14 protein-coding genes and 1 tRNA gene are annotated in these 14,885 nt (G+C 35.1%); 14 read left to right on the plus strand and 1 reads right to left on the minus strand.

The genetic code is table 11. From position 1 onward, the window contains the following. Positions 1–197: 197 nt before the first annotated feature. Positions 198–1,286: a Xaa-Pro peptidase family protein gene (locus IAE52_RS03730; RefSeq protein ID WP_033898678.1), complete on the minus strand. Its 1,089-nt coding sequence runs from the start codon at positions 1,284–1,286 to the stop codon at positions 198–200. A gap of 214 nt (positions 1,287–1,500) precedes the next feature. On the opposite strand from IAE52_RS03730, the gene ccpA reads away from it, so the two are divergent. From ccpA to IAE52_RS03800, 14 genes are all read left to right on the plus strand, one after another. After that, positions 1,501–2,499 (plus strand): catabolite control protein A, encoded by a 999-nt coding sequence (gene ccpA / locus IAE52_RS03735; protein ID WP_003129447.1) that lies wholly within the window; start codon positions 1,501–1,503, stop codon positions 2,497–2,499. 138 nt (positions 2,500–2,637) lie between these two features. Further along, positions 2,638–3,603 (plus strand): NAD(P)/FAD-dependent oxidoreductase, encoded by a 966-nt coding sequence (locus IAE52_RS03740; RefSeq protein WP_003129446.1) that lies wholly within the window; start codon positions 2,638–2,640, stop codon positions 3,601–3,603. A gap of 159 nt (positions 3,604–3,762) precedes the next feature. Next, positions 3,763–4,323: a CvpA family protein gene (locus tag IAE52_RS03745; RefSeq protein WP_003129445.1), complete on the plus strand. Its 561-nt coding sequence runs from the start codon at positions 3,763–3,765 to the stop codon at positions 4,321–4,323. 44 nt (positions 4,324–4,367) lie between these two features. After that, on the plus strand, positions 4,368–6,698 hold the full coding sequence (locus tag IAE52_RS03750; protein ID WP_058203075.1) for an endonuclease MutS2: 2,331 nt from the start codon (positions 4,368–4,370) through the stop codon (positions 6,696–6,698). Positions 6,699–6,794: 96 nt separating this feature from the next. Further along, positions 6,795–7,109 carry a thioredoxin gene (gene trxA, locus IAE52_RS03755; RefSeq protein WP_003129442.1) on the plus strand — a complete coding sequence of 105 codons (315 nt, stop codon included), beginning with the start codon at positions 6,795–6,797 and terminating at the stop codon, positions 7,107–7,109. A gap of 243 nt (positions 7,110–7,352) precedes the next feature. Beyond that, a complete protein-coding gene (locus IAE52_RS03760) occupies positions 7,353–7,556 on the plus strand; it encodes a DUF2969 domain-containing protein (protein ID WP_010906074.1) in 204 nt (67 codons plus the stop codon). A gap of 94 nt (positions 7,557–7,650) precedes the next feature. Beyond that, positions 7,651–7,722: transfer RNA gene (locus tag IAE52_RS03765), tRNA-Gln, on the plus strand. 96 nt (positions 7,723–7,818) lie between these two features. Continuing rightward, positions 7,819–8,499 (plus strand): type I 3-dehydroquinate dehydratase, encoded by a 681-nt coding sequence (gene aroD / locus IAE52_RS03770; protein WP_012898244.1) that lies wholly within the window; start codon positions 7,819–7,821, stop codon positions 8,497–8,499. Positions 8,500–8,695: 196 nt separating this feature from the next. Continuing rightward, positions 8,696–9,991, plus strand: a complete 1,296-nt coding sequence (gene purB / locus IAE52_RS03775; protein ID WP_109991100.1) for an adenylosuccinate lyase — start codon at positions 8,696–8,698, stop codon at positions 9,989–9,991. Positions 9,992–10,124: 133 nt separating this feature from the next. Continuing rightward, positions 10,125–11,093, plus strand: coding sequence for a LacI family DNA-binding transcriptional regulator (locus tag IAE52_RS03780; protein ID WP_058220563.1), 969 nt, complete (start codon positions 10,125–10,127; stop codon positions 11,091–11,093). Between the two features lie 25 nt (positions 11,094–11,118). Beyond that, a complete protein-coding gene (gene rbsK / locus IAE52_RS03785; protein ID WP_058203073.1) occupies positions 11,119–12,021 on the plus strand; it encodes a ribokinase in 903 nt (300 codons plus the stop codon). Positions 12,022–12,042: 21 nt separating this feature from the next. Next, positions 12,043–12,441, plus strand: coding sequence for a D-ribose pyranase (rbsD, locus tag IAE52_RS03790; protein WP_033898672.1), 399 nt, complete (start codon positions 12,043–12,045; stop codon positions 12,439–12,441). Between the two features lie 18 nt (positions 12,442–12,459). Then, positions 12,460–13,938, plus strand: coding sequence for a sugar ABC transporter ATP-binding protein (locus IAE52_RS03795; protein WP_038601580.1), 1,479 nt, complete (start codon positions 12,460–12,462; stop codon positions 13,936–13,938). A gap of 41 nt (positions 13,939–13,979) precedes the next feature. Next, the gene (locus IAE52_RS03800; RefSeq protein WP_225513451.1) at positions 13,980–14,882 is read left to right on the plus strand and encodes an ABC transporter permease; all 903 of its coding nucleotides are present in this window, start codon (positions 13,980–13,982) and stop codon (positions 14,880–14,882) included. Positions 14,883–14,885: the final 3 nt, after the last annotated feature.

Below are 14,885 nucleotides of genomic sequence, written 5' to 3' on the forward strand. Positions count from 1 at the left end.
GACAGAAACCTACTGACAGAAACCTACTGACAGAAACCTACTGACAGAAACCTACTGACAGAAACTTACTGACAGAAACTTACTGACAAAAATTTACTGACAAAAATTTACTGACAAAAATTTACTGACAAAAATTTACTGACAAAAAAACTTTCGCCAAAATCAGCGAAAGTTTTTTACTTTTATCAATTATTCGATTAGAAAATTAATAAGTCATGGTCAGTATGAGTGAAACTTTCACAACCATTTTCTGTTACGTAAAGACAGTCTTCAATACGCACACCTACTTTACCAGGAATATAAATTCCAGGTTCGTTAGAGAAGCACATTCCTTCTTGAATTACGAGGTCGTTACCGGCAACAATAGATGGATATTCGTGAACGTCCATTCCGATACCATGTCCAAGGCGATGATTGAAATATTCACCATAACCTGCTTTAGTAATTAAGTCACGGGCAACAGCATCAATTTCATGTGCAGTTACACCAGGTTTAATGAAGTCCATGGCTGCTTGTTGAGCTTCCTTAACGATTTTATGGATCTCAGCATCAAAGTCATTAGGTTGACCAATAGCGATTGTACGTGTCGCATCAGAAGCATATCCGCCACTCATCACACCCAAGTCAAAGAGCAAAAGTTTATTTTCTTGAATTTCAACATTTTCAGGTGCACCATGTGGATTAGCAGCGCGAGCTCCTGATAAAATAAGCGTGTCAAATGACATCTGTGGAACACCCATACGTTTCATTTCGTATTCAATTTTTGCAACGATATCAGATTCAGTCACACCATTACGTTCAGCAGCAGTGGCAAAACCAATTTCAAAACACTTGTCAGCAAAATCACCAGCAACTTTCATTTTTTCAATTTCATCTGCTGACTTAATCAAACGCATCCGTTCAATCAAAGGAGTCAAATTCACAAAATTAATATCACCAAATTGTGCTTTCAACCCTTCAGTTTTAGCTAAAGGAATATCTGAAAATTCAACAGCAATTGATTTAACATCTGATTTTACATGATTTTTAACAACTTCCCAAGGGTTTTGAGAATCTTCATATCCGAAAATATCCAGACCACTTGTGTGTTCTTTAGCTTTTTCCACTTCCAAAGCAGGAGTAAATAACATCGGAGTTGAATCTCTAAAAATCATCAGCCCAGCAATTCGTTCATGGGGATCAATTGCTAGCCCTGTTAGATAATTTAGAGTTGTCGGATTAGTGATGAAAGTCATATCGACTTCCTTGTCATTCAGAAAAGCTGAAATACGTTCAATTTTGCTCAAAATGGTTCCTCCAATATTTATGAAAATGAGTTTCTTAAATTCTCATGAAAATAAAAAACACTATATCCCCTATTCTACGCTATTTTTATTAAAAAATCACGTAAAAAAACATAGCTGAAGGTTGAAAAGGTTTACAGTTAATGATATAATTTGTAAATGAAAATGGTTTTCATAAATACTATGAATAAAAAGAAAAGAAAGAGGATAGCCAATTATGGTAGAATCAACAACAACAATTTATGATGTGGCACGTGTCGCCGGAGTGTCAATGGCAACCGTTAGTCGTGTTGTAAATGGAAATGCAAATGTAAAGGAAAAGACGCGCCAGAAGGTCTTAGAAGCTATTGCTGAGCTTGACTATCGTCCTAATGCAGTTGCGCGCGGACTCGCAAGTAAACGTACAACAACAGTTGGTGTTATCTTGCCAACCATCACTTCAACTTACTTCGCAGCGATTACTCGCGGGGTTGATGATATCGCTTCCATGTATAAATACAACATGATTTTAGCTAATAGTGATAATGATGTTGAAAAAGAAGAAAAAGTTTTAGAAACTTTCTTATCAAAACAAGTTGACGGAATCGTCTATATGGGTTCATCTTTAGATGAGAAAATTAGAACTTCCCTCAAAAATTCAAGAACACCTGTCGTTTTAGTTGGAACAATCGATGGAGATAAAGAAATTCCATCTGTTAATATTGATTACCATTTGGCTGCTTATCAATCAACTAAAAAATTGATTGATAGCGGAAATAAAAAAATCGCTTATATCATGGGTTCATTGAAAGACGTTGAAAATACAGAACGCATGGTTGGTTATCAAGAAGCTTTGCTTGAAGCAAATATTGAATTTGATGAAAACCTCGTTTTTGAAGGTAATTATAGCTATGAACAAGGAAAAGCACTTGCTGAACGTTTACTTGAGCGAGGAGCAACTTCTGCAGTAGTATCACATGATACAGTAGCCGTTGGACTCTTGTCTGCAATGATGGATAAAGGAGTGAAAGTTCCTGAAGATTTCGAAATTATCTCAGGTGCAAATTCACCAATTACTCAATATACATATCCAACTTTAACTTCTGTTAACCAACCCCTTTACGATTTGGGAGCAGTAGCAATGCGTCTTTTGACAAAATTAATGCTTAAAGAAGATGTTGAACAAAATCAATTAGTTTTGGATCATGAAATCTTTTCTCGTCGTTCTACCAAATAAAAAATCAAGCCCTTTTGAGGGCTTTTTTTATTTAAAGTAAAAAGTATTTGACATTTGAGAGAAAAGTCGCAATAATAGAGAGATGATAAAAAGAATTTATTCAATAGATTAAATGAATAAATTGTTAAGGAGTTTGATATGCAAGAATTAGATTTAATTATTGTTGGAGCAGGTCCTGTTGGTCTATATGCGGCTTTTTACGCAGGAATGCGCGGTTTATCAGTTGCAATAATTGAATCAGCGCAAGTTCCAGGTGGTCAACCCCAAAATCTTTACCCTGAAAAATTAATCTACGATATTGCTGGCCTACCAGCAGTGACAGGGGCAGATTTGACAAAAAATCTTTTAGAACAACTAGCACAAATCTCTCATCGATTATTTCTTGGGGAGAGCGTTCAAAAAATTGAAAAAGAAGAGGGGATTTTTTCTGTAACTACTGATAAATCAACCAGAAGAGCCAAAGGCGTTTTGTTGACGACTGGTGCCGGCCTTTTGAAACCTCGAAAGTTAGGAATTGATAACGAAGAAACTTTAGCCAATGAAGGAAAAATATCTTACTTTATCACTTCTCTAAAAGAGTTTGAGGGAAAAAATGTTGCGGTTTTTGGTGGAGGAGATTCGGCTTTAGATTGGTCATTAATGCTTGAAAAAGTAGCTAAAAATGTTCATTTGGTTCATAGAAGAACTGCTTTTCGTGGTCATGAAATTACAGTTGACCGAGTGATGAATTCTAATGTTCAAGTTCATACGCCTTATACTTTTTCAAATTTGATTGAAAATGAATTAGAATTAAAAAAAATAAAATCAGAAGAAAGCTTGAACTTTTCGATTGATAAAATTTTGGTTAATTATGGTTTTTTAACAAATCAAGTGACTTTAGCTGAAAACTTAGAAGTCAGTCGTAATGGTCGCGTTAAGGCCGATTCAATGATGCAATCCAATATTGAGGGACTTTATGTCGCAGGAGACGCAAGTGATTATCCGGGAAAAATGCCCTTGATGTCCGTTGGTTTTGGTGAAGCAGTCCATGCGATTAATGCCATGACGAAAAAACTTGAATTTGACCACCCACTTAGAGGGGGACATTCTTCATCCATTTTTTAAAATAAAAAGCGTATTCTAAATAGGGGTACGTTTTTTTTATGAAATACGGTATAATAGAGAAAGAAAAATGACTTGAACTTAGCTTCATTAATAAAAATGAGCCAAGTTTTATGAGTGCTTTGTTTAAAAAGCAAAATAAAAGTAAATTGGGAATGTTTGATGATATTAAATTTGATTATTTTAGTAGCCTTGGTTTGGGCTTTCATGGTTGGTTACTCACGAGGCTTGATTTTACAAGTCATCTACAGTTTTGGTACGATTATTGCGGCCTTCATTGCAGCCAGTAATTATAAAGAGTTAGCACAAAAATTGAGTATTTGGGTTCCTTTTTCAAATGCCACAGAAAACTCACATCTCTTACTTTTTAGTGATAAGCTTCTTTTTCAACTCGATGATGCTTTTTATGCGAGCATTTCGTTTTTAGCAATTTTTATTGTCGTTTATGCTATTATCCGTCTTATCGGTTTATTTTTACATTTTGCACTTAGTCCTCTGGGAAGAAATGGAAAAATCATTGCTGGAATTTTAGGATTTGCGGCGACTTATTTTGGTTTACAAATGGTCTTGATGGTCTTGAGTTTGGTTCCTATTGCAGCGGTTCAAAGTCAACTTGATGCTAGTTTTCTAGCTCGTTTTATGGTTTTACATACACCGATTTCATCAGGAATCTTGCAAAACCTTTTTATTGAAAACATTGTCCACATTAATCCTCTAGGATAGTGCTAGGGGAGAAATCTACAGATACAACTTGAAATTTAAATAGAATGAATAAAAAAATTCTCCAAATATTGGAATATGATAAAGTCAAAGAACAGTTCATGAATGCTTTGACGACAGCGCAGGGTCAACAAGAATTAAAAGATTTAAAACCTTTGACAGATAAGGAAAAAATTCAGCTCCTTTTTGATGAAGTTGCTGATTTTCGCTTATTGACCCAAGAAAATGGCCTATTAAATTTAGGAAAAACAAATGATTTAACAGAAATACTCAGACGTCTAGAGCTTGAAGCCAGTCTTTCAGGCAAGGAATTCGTTGAAATAAAAAAAGTGATTCAATTAGGAATTAATATTCAACGCTTTTTTGATGAAGCTGAAAATGTTGAAACACCTTCACTAGCTATTACTTTGGAAAAATTGGTTGATTTATCAGCATTAGTCAAAAAATTAGAAATTTTTGATAATGCGGGAAGTCTTTATGATAATGCCAGTCTCGAATTGATGCATATCCGTGCTTCAATCAAGAGTCATCAATCAGAAATTCGGAAAATCATGCAGGAAATGCTGACCAAAAATCTCTCATCTTTGAGTGAAAATGTCATCACTATCCGAAATGACCGACAAGTGCTTCCTGTAAAAGCAGAAAACAAAAATAAAATTGCTGGTGTAGTTCATGATATGTCTGCTTCAGGTCAAACGCTTTATATTGAACCAAATGCGGTTGTTTCATTAAATAATAAACTTAATCAAAAGAGAATTGAAGAACGCCAAGAAATCACAAGAATTTATCGTGAGCTTGCTAGTCAATTAAAACCTTATAGCTTTGATATAAGACAAAATGCTTGGCTGATTGGTCATATTGATTTTGTTCGTGCCAAGTATCTTTATTTATCAGCGAATAAAGCGACACTCCCAGAATTAACAACCGATAAAGATATTACCCTTTTTGCAGCTCGCCATCCTTTGATTGAAGCAAAAATAGTTGTGGCAAATGATATTAAATTTGATGCAGGGCTCAATACGATTGTTATTACCGGTCCAAATACGGGTGGGAAGACCATTACTTTGAAAACAGTTGGTTTGTTGACAATATTGGCTCAATCAGGTCTGCCAATTTTAGCCGCTGATGGCAGTCGAATTCATCTTTTTGATGATATTTTTGCCGATATCGGTGATGAGCAATCCATTGAGCAAAGTTTATCAACTTTCTCAAGTCATATGACTAATATTGTTCATATTTTAGCTCAAGCAGATGAAAATAGTTTGGTCTTGTTTGATGAACTTGGGGCAGGAACTGATCCAAAAGAAGGAGCGGCTCTTGCTATTGCCATACTGGAAAATTTACGTGAACGAAATGTGAAAACCATGGCAAGTACTCATTATCCTGAGTTAAAAGCTTATGGGGTCGAAACGCAACGAGTAATCAATGCAAGTATGGAATTTAACATTGATAAAATGCAACCCACTTATCATTTGCAACTGGGAGTGCCTGGGCGTTCAAATGCCTTGGAGATTTCTAGAAGATTAGGTCTGCCAGAAACTATTATTTCAGTAGCCAGTCAACAAATTTCTGACAGTGAGCATGATGTCAATCAGATGATTGAAAAGTTGGAAGAAAAAACGCGTGAAGTGATTGAAAGTTCAAGAAATATTAAAAAAATTGAACGAGAAAATCAAAGTTTACATAAAGATTTGACGAAAGTCTATAATCAAATTAATCGCGAGCGCGAGTTTGAATTAGAAAAAGCACAAAAAGAAGCTCAAGAAGTAGTTAAAAAAGCGAGTCTTGAAGCGCAAGAAATTTTGAAGAATCTCAATGATAAAGCAGCGTTGAAACCACATGAAATTATTGCTGCTAGAAAAGAACTTGAAGGTTTGGCTCCAACCATTGATTTTTCTAAAAATAAGGTTTTGAAAAAAGCGAAAGCACAAAGAGGACTTAAGCAAGGGGCTGAAGTTAATGTCACTTCTTATGGTCAGCGTGGTAAATTGATTCGTTTAGAAAAAGATGGACGTTGGACAGTTCAAATGGGTTCAATCACGACTCGTTTAAATGAAGATGAATTTGAAGTGATTGAAAGTCCAGAACAAATTCAAGCCAAAACTAAAAATGTCAGCAAGAAGGTGACTTCTAAAGTCAAAGCTCAACTTGATTTACGCGGGATGCGTTATGAAGAAGCAGAACTGGAATTGGATAATTATATTGACCAAGCTCTACTTGCAAATTTGATTCAAATTACGATTGTTCATGGGATTGGAACGGGTGTTATTCGAGAAATGGTACAGAAAAAACTTCAAAAACACCGTCATATTAAATCTTATGAATATGCACCAATTAATGCTGGTGGCTCTGGAGCAACGATTGCTATTTTGAAGTAAAATAATAAATTTCTCAAAATCTATTTTCTTGAAATTTTAAGTGAATTACACTAGAATAGTCTTACTGAAGAAAATTATTTCAATGAAGGAGATAAAATGGAATATAATATTACTGATGCAACGTTTGATGAAGAAACAAAAGAAGGGCTTGTTTTAATTGACTTTTGGGCAACTTGGTGTGGTCCATGTCGCATGCAAGCGCCAATTTTGGAACAACTTTCAGAAGAACTTGACGAATCAGAACTTAAGATTTGCAAAATGGATGTTGATGAAAACCCAGCAACAGCTCAAGGATTTGGCATTATGTCTATCCCAACATTGATGTTCAAAAAAGATGGTGAAGAAGTAAAACGCATTGTTGGTGTTCAAACAAAAGCACAACTTAAAGCCGTTATTGCTGAATTATCATAATAAAAATTACTGACAGAACTTTTTTCTTCTTGAAATAAAGTCTGTCAGTATTTTTTTATATTCAATTCTAGTGAAAAGTCCTGTCAGTAAAAGAGAGTGAAAGCATGGCACATACTGACAAGCCTGTCAGTAAAATGAGCGTGACAAAAGGCTTTTAAAATGATATGATTGAGAAAGAAAAATTTCAAAGAAAATAGGGATTTGGAAGGTCAAAAAGACTTTTCAAATTTTGAGGAGTTTAATATGTCAAAGAAAAAAGATACTGAACTTGAAATTATTGATACAGCTGACGGAGCTGTCATTAAAAGTGGAAAAAAAACAATCGCCGAAATTAAAGAAAAATCAGGAAATTTTGTCATTGTTTTTTCAGGTAAAGAAATTGCTACAGTGACTTCTTTTGAAGCAGCTCTTGAAGAAGCAATTATGGCTTATAATCTTTCGATTTAAAGATTTATTTGTGATTGATTTGAAATTTCTAAGTTATAACTTGAAATTAATAAGATAATTTGTTAAAATATTTCTTGTCGTCATAAAGCAATCTTGGGGTATAGCCAAGCGGTAAGGCAAGGGACTTTGACTCCCTCATGCGTTGGTTCGAATCCAGCTACCCCAGTAAAAAAACGTAAAAGGAAACGCTGTTTCCTTTTTTCTTTTTGCGAAAATATGCTAGAATAAGGTAAAACATTTATGAAAATGTAAGGAGAAGTTTATGAGAAAAACAAAAATTGTTGTTCCAATCATGCTGACAGAGTTAGCAGAGCTTGAGAAAGTTTCTGTCAGTGATTATCGAACAGCAGATATTGTTGAATGGCGTGCCGATTTTTTGTCAGCAGATGAAATTTTAGAGATGGCTCCTAAATTCTTTGAAAAATTTAAAGAAAGTAAGATTTTATTTACTTTAAGAACAGTCAGAGAAGGCGGAAATATTCAAGTTTCTGAAAAAAAATATTTACAGATTTTACAAGAAATTTTGACTTACAATCCCGCATATATCGATGTCGAATTCTTTACGCATGGCCCTTCATTTGCCGCTTTGAAAGATTTTCGGGATAAAATGGTGCTTTCTTATCATAATTTTGATGAAGTTCCGTCCGATTTAACCAATCGGTTGATTAAAATGCACGAAGAAGGAACTGCCTTTGTTAAAGTTGCTGTGATGCCAGAACGTGAATGTGATGTTCTTGATTTATTACAAATCACTCGTGATATGACTTTAGAATACGGTGATCATTTTATCAGCATGGCAATGGGTGACTTAGGACGACTTTCAAGAATTTCTGGCTATTTGACTGGCTCTTGCTGGACTTTTGCAAGTTTAGAAAATTCTAGTGCGCCTGGGCAAATTTCTCTCAAAGAAACAGAGTATATTTTGGATATCTTAGAAAAATAGAGAATGATATAATCAGAGATATTGTTCGGTTATGACAGATAATTTTTTTACTTTTATTAGGACAAGTAGAATGGACCAAAAGCTTTATAAGTGAAAATGTTATAATAGATAATGAAAAAGGACGCTTTGTTCATTAGAAATTAAAAATAGGATTAATTTACTGACAGCTATTCTGTCAGTAAAAAAGGAGAAAAAAGTGGTTATTAGCCGTTATTCACGTCCAGAAATGGCAGAGATTTGGTCAGAAGAAAACAAGTATAAAGCATGGCTTGAAGTCGAAATTCTTGCAGATGAAGCTTGGGCAGAGCTTGGGGAAATCCCAGCAGCAGATGTGAAAAAAATTCGCGAAAATGCAACTTTTAATGTTGAACGCATTCTTGAAATTGAAAAAGAAACACGTCATGATGTGGTAGCTTTCACACGTTCTGTCAGTGAATCATTGGGTGAAGAACGCAAATGGGTTCATTATGGTCTGACATCAACAGATGTCGTTGATACAGCTTATGGTTATCTTTATAAACAAGCTAATGATATTTTGCGCAATGACCTAAAAAACTTTGCAGAAATTGTTAAAAATAAAGCTTTAGAGCACAAATACACAGTAATGATGGGTCGAACTCACGGCGTTCACGCTGAACCAACAACTTTTGGCTTGAAATTAGCGACTTGGTACAGCGAAATGAAACGAAATATTGAACGTTTTGAACATGCTGCGAAAGCTGTTGAAGCTGGGAAAATTTCTGGTGCTGTTGGAACTTTTGCTAATATTCCTCCATTTGTAGAAGCCTATGTTTGTGAAAAATTAGGGACTCGTCCGCAAGAGATTTCAACACAAGTCTTACCACGTGATTTACATGCAGAATACTTCCAAACGTTGGCGCTCATTGCGACATCAATTGAACGCATGGCCACAGAAATCCGTGGATTACAAAAATCTGAACAACGTGAAGTTGAAGAATTCTTTGCTAAAGGTCAAAAAGGCTCGTCAGCAATGCCACACAAACGTAACCCAATTGGTTCTGAAAATATGACAGGTTTAGCCCGCGTCATTCGTGGACATGCAATTACGGCTCTTGAAGATGTTAGTCTTTGGCATGAACGTGACATTTCACACAGTTCTGCTGAACGTATCATTGCACCTGATACAACAGAATTATTGGATTATATGTTGAATCGTTTTGGAAATATCGTTAAAAATTTGACTGTTTTCCCAGAAAATATGAAACGAAATATGGATGCGACTTTTGGCTTGATTTACAGCCAACATGTCATGTTAATGTTGATTGAAAAAGGAATGACGCGTGAAGCAGCTTACGATTTAGTTCAACCTTTGACTGCAAAATCTTGGGATGAACAAGTGATGTTTAGACCATTGCTTGAAGAAAATGAACAAATTCGTCAGTATTTGAATGATGAAGATATTGAAAAAGCTTTTGATTACAATTATCATTTAACAAGAGTCGATGAAATTTTTGAGCGTGTCTTTGATTAATAAGAAAGCCTACTAAAAAGTAGGTTTTTTTGTTATTAAAACGAAATATAAAAAGGATTGACAAATTTAATGAAAACGGATACAATTGTAAATGTAAATATGAGAACGTTCCCACATGTGAAAGGAGGAAGTAATGACAACAATCAAGCAAGTTGCGCTTGAAGCAGGAGTTTCAAAGTCGACTGTTTCACGTTTTATTGCTCAGAATGGCTATGTAAGTGATGAAGCCAGAGAAAAAATTGAACGAGCAATTAAAAAACTAAATTTCAGACCCAATCTTTCTGCCCAATCTTTAAAAACTAAAAAGAATCAGCTTGTTGGACTATTATTGCCAGATATCTCCAATCCTTTTTTCCCAATGCTAGCCAAAGGAGCAGAGGAATTTTTAAAAGAAAAAGGTTATCGTGTGATGCTCGGAAATATTGGTGAAAAGAATCAATCTGAGCAAGATTATTTGAAAGTTTTGATTCAAAGTAATGCTGCTGGCATCATTTCAACCCATGATTTTAAAGAAGACTTTCCTGATTTGGATATTCCAACTGTAATCGTGGACCGAGTAGGCCATAAAAGTAACTATGGTGTTTTTTCGGACAATGAGTCAGGTGGACGATTAGCAGCAAAAGTGATTGTAACAGCAGGAGCAAAAAAAGTTGCTGTAGTCAGCGGTCCTTTGAATGCCACAAATATCAATAATCGTTTTAAAGCAAGTATTGCTTATTTAAAAGAAAAACAAGTTGATTTTAAAGCTTTTTACAGTCAAAGTTATGATTTTGAAGAAATTCAGAAAGAGGCGAGAGAAGTGCTTGCCAATGAAGAAAACTTTGATAGTATCATTGCACCATCGGATATTCATGCCATGGCTTATATCCACGAAATTCATCGTTTAAATAAGAAAATTCCTGAGGATATTCAAATTATTGGTTATGACGATATTCAAATGAGCCAATTCATTTATCCAGCACTCTCAACCATTCATCAATCTGCTTATCAGATGGGGCTTGAAGCTGCTCAACTTATTTATAAAATCGCGACTGACCAAGCAATTGAGAAGTCTAAAATTGAACTCCCTGTTCATTATGTAGCGCGTGAAACAATTCGATAAAAGAGAAAAGAATGAGGAAAAATTAATGACAAAAGTAAGTGTTATAGGAAGTATTTCAATGGATTTAGTCACAAGGACTAACCGAGTGCCAAATGCTGGAGAAACAGTATTTGGTGAAGATTTCGCTATGGTTCCCGGTGGAAAAGGAGCGAACCAAGCCGTTGCTTTTGCTAGACTTTCTCCTAATGAAGTAAGTATGATTGGAGCAGTAGGCAAGGATGCTTTTGGTGAGAGTATTTTGCAAAACTTCAAAGAAAATGCAGTTCTTTTTGAAAATGTGGGAACGGTACCACAAACAACAGGGATTGCTCAAATTACTCTCTATGATGACGATAATCGTATTATTATTATTCCAGGTGCTAATAATGAAGTTCTAACAAGTTATCTAGCAGACCTTTGGGAGAAAATTAAAGAAAGCCAACTTGTTATTCTACAAAATGAAATTCCACATGAAACAAATCTAGCGATTGCTAAATTCTGTAAAGAAAATGCGATAAAAGTTCTTTATAATCCAGCTCCAGCAAGAAAAACAGATTTGGAAATGATTGATTTTGTTGATTATATCACACCGAATGAACACGAATGTAAGGAACTTTTTCCAAATTTAGCACTTGAAGAAATTCTCAAAAAATATTCAAATCGTCTGATTGTCACCTTAGGAAGTGAAGGAGTCATTTTCCACGATGGAGAGACTCTTCAAAAAATTCCTGCCATAAAAGCTAAGGTTGTAGATACAACTGGTGCAGGAGATACATTCAACGGAGCCTTTGCCTTTGGTTTGACTGAGAACTTATCAATTAGTGATTCCATCAGATTAGCTGTCGTTGCTTCTCATTTATCTATTCAAAAATTTGGCGCACAAGGCGGGATGCCAAAGCTATCAGAAGTTAAAGCAAAATTAAAAGAACTTGAAATTAATCTCTACTAAAAAAGAAAGAGAGTTAAATTTATGAAAAAAGAAGGAATACTTAATAGTGAATTAGCAAAAATTGCTGACGATTTGGGCCATACTGACCAAGTTTGTATTGGAGATTTAGGCTTACCAGTACCATCAGGTGTCAAAAAAATTGATTTAGCCCTGACAAAAGGAAAACCCAGTTTTCAAGAAGTGCTGGACATATATTTGGAAAATATTTTAGTTGAAAAAGTCTATCTTGCTGAGGAAATAAAAGAAAATAATCCTGAACAGTTAGCGATTTTACTGACAAAATTATCAGCAGATGTTGAAATAGTTTTTGTCAGTCATGAAACCTTAAAATTAATGAATCATGAGGTCAAAGCAGTGGTGAGAACAGGAGAAAATACACCTTATTCAAATATTATTTTACAATCAGGTGTCGCTTTGTGAAAAAGGAGGAGGTCAATTTTGAAAATAGAAATGAAGAACATTTCTAAATCATTTGGAACGAATAAAGTTCTTGAAGCAATTGATTTAACGATTAATTCAGGAGAAGTTCATGCCTTAATGGGAGAAAATGGGGCTGGAAAATCTACTTTGATGAATATTCTAACTGGTCTATTTCCAGCTTCTGGTGGGGAAATTGAGATTGACAGTGAAAAGAAAATTTTTAAAAATCCTCAGGAAGCAGAAGGATTTGGAATTAGTTTTATTCATCAGGAAATGAATACTTGGCCTGATTTAACAGTCTTAGAGAATCTTTTTTTAGGACGAGAGATAAAAAATAAATTTGGTATTTTAGATACGAAGGCCATGCGAAAAAAAGCAAATTTTGCTTTTGAACAGCTGGGAGTAAAAATTGATTTAGACAAAGAAATTGGTAATTTATCAGTTGGTCAGCAACAAATGGTTGAAATAGCTAAAAGTTTTTTGTCTGATTTAAAAATTTTGATTATGGATGAACCAACAGCAGCATTGACCGAAAGAGAAACAGAAAGATTGTTTTCAGTTATTGCTGGTCTAAAAAATCAAGGGGTTGGAATTATTTATATTTCTCATCGAATGGAAGAAATTTTTAAAATCACAGATTGTGTAACTGTCATGCGTGATGGTCTAGTCATTGATACGCAAAAGACGAAAGAAACCAACGTTGATGAATTAGTTAGAAAAATGGTTGGTCGGTCAATTACAGATTACTATCCCCAAAAAAATGCTGAAATTCGAGAAATTGTATTTGAAGCCGACCATTTATCGGCAGAATTTTTTAAAGATATTTCATTTTCAGTTCGTTCAGGTGAAATTCTCGGATTTGCAGGACTCATGGGAGCTGGTAGAACTGAGGTCATGCGAGCAATTTTTGGAATTGATAAGCTAAAATCAGGTACGATAAAAATTAATGGAAAGAGTCTAACTATCAATAACCCGGCACAAGCAATCAAAGAAGGAATTGGCTTTTTAACAGAAGACCGAAAAGATGAAGGACTTGTTCTTGATTTCTCAATAAAAGATAATATTACTCTTCCGAGTACAAAGGATTTTATTCATCATGGCCTCTTTGACGATAAAACAGCAACAACTTTTGTTAAGCAACTCTCTGAGCGTCTTAATGTTAAAGCGACAGATGAAGAACAAATAGTTGGTTCTCTATCTGGAGGAAATCAACAAAAAGTTGTCCTTGCCAAATGGATTGGTATTGCGCCAAAAGTTTTAATCTTAGATGAACCAACACGAGGAGTCGACGTGGGAGCCAAGCGTGAAATTTATCAATTAATGAATGAACTTGCTGAACGTGGTGTTCCAATTATTATGATTTCAAGTGATTTACCTGAAATTCTTGGTGTTGCAGACCGAATTGCAGTGATGCATGAAGGAGAAATAGCAGGAATTTTAGCCAAAAATGAAGCAACACAAGAAAATGTGATGCAGCTCGCAACAGGAGGACAATAAGTGTGAAAGCTCTATCTCAAAAATTCAGTTCTTTAACGACAATGATTGCTCTGATTGTTTTGATGATTATCATTACGTGTATCAATCCCAACTTTATGACGGCAAATAATTTGCTAAATTTACTCTTACAAGTCACGGCTAATGGATTTATTGCCTTTGGGATGACCTTCGTAATTCTAACTTCAGGAATTGACCTGTCAGTTGGCGCAATTTTAGCCCTTTCAAGTGCAGTGTCCGCAGGTTTTATAGCCCAAGGAATGCCTTTACCGCTAGCAGTAGTCTGTGCGTTAATCATTGGTGCTTTTCTTGGCGCGATCAATGGTGCACTTATTGCCTATGGGAAATTGGCCCCTTTCATTGTAACTTTAGCTACTCAAATGGTTTACCGCGGAGCAACCCTTGTTTTTACTGATGGTAATCCAATTACTAAACACATGGATGGCTATTTCTTAGCCTATATTGGACAAGGTTATTTACTGGGTATTCCTTTCCCTGTTATTTTAATGATTCTTGTTTTCATTATTTTATGGATTTTGCTTCATAAAACAGCCTTTGGTAAATCAGTTTATGCTTTGGGTGGTAATGAAAAAGCTGCTTATATTTCAGGAATTAAACTAAATAAAGTAAAAATTGCCATTTACACTTTATCTGGAGCAATGTCCGCAATTTCTGGTTTAATCATCAGTTCTCGTTTGTCATCAGCAACGCCACAAGCAGGATCTGGCTATGAAATGTATGCAATCGCTGCCGTTGTCCTTGGGGGAACCTCTCTAATGGGAGGAAAAGGGCGTATGTTTGGAACTATGATTGGGGTATTAATCATTGGTGTTCTAAATAATGGTTTAAATATAATTGGTGTATCAGCCTTTTGGCAACAAGTCATCCAAGGATTAGTTATTCTCGTTGCAGTTCTTATCGATGTCATTCGTAGCAAACGGAAATAGGAG

The sequence above is a fragment of the Lactococcus sp. S47 genome, assembly GCF_016517475.1.
GTDB classification, from domain to species: Bacteria; Bacillota; Bacilli; order Lactobacillales; family Streptococcaceae; genus Lactococcus; species Lactococcus lactis.

Excerpts from the sequence above, each read along its gene's own strand:
- IAE52_RS03740 (WP_003129446.1), top strand. The coding sequence starts at position 2,638 with ATGCAAGAATTAGATTTAATTATTGTTGGAGCAGGTCCTGTTGGTCTA.
- IAE52_RS03745 (WP_003129445.1), top strand. The coding sequence starts at position 3,763 with ATGATATTAAATTTGATTATTTTAGTAGCCTTGGTTTGGGCTTTCATG.
- ccpA (WP_003129447.1), top strand. The coding sequence starts at position 1,501 with ATGGTAGAATCAACAACAACAATTTATGATGTGGCACGTGTCGCCGGA.
- rbsD (WP_033898672.1), top strand. The coding sequence starts at position 12,043 with ATGAAAAAAGAAGGAATACTTAATAGTGAATTAGCAAAAATTGCTGAC.
- rbsK (WP_058203073.1), top strand. The coding sequence starts at position 11,119 with ATGACAAAAGTAAGTGTTATAGGAAGTATTTCAATGGATTTAGTCACA.
- IAE52_RS03760 (WP_010906074.1), top strand. The coding sequence starts at position 7,353 with ATGTCAAAGAAAAAAGATACTGAACTTGAAATTATTGATACAGCTGAC.
- trxA (WP_003129442.1), top strand. The coding sequence starts at position 6,795 with ATGGAATATAATATTACTGATGCAACGTTTGATGAAGAAACAAAAGAA.
- IAE52_RS03800 (WP_225513451.1), top strand. The coding sequence starts at position 13,980 with ATGATTGCTCTGATTGTTTTGATGATTATCATTACGTGTATCAATCCC.
- IAE52_RS03750 (WP_058203075.1), top strand. The coding sequence starts at position 4,368 with ATGAATAAAAAAATTCTCCAAATATTGGAATATGATAAAGTCAAAGAA.
- aroD (WP_012898244.1), top strand. The coding sequence starts at position 7,819 with ATGAGAAAAACAAAAATTGTTGTTCCAATCATGCTGACAGAGTTAGCA.
- IAE52_RS03780 (WP_058220563.1), top strand. The coding sequence starts at position 10,125 with ATGACAACAATCAAGCAAGTTGCGCTTGAAGCAGGAGTTTCAAAGTCG.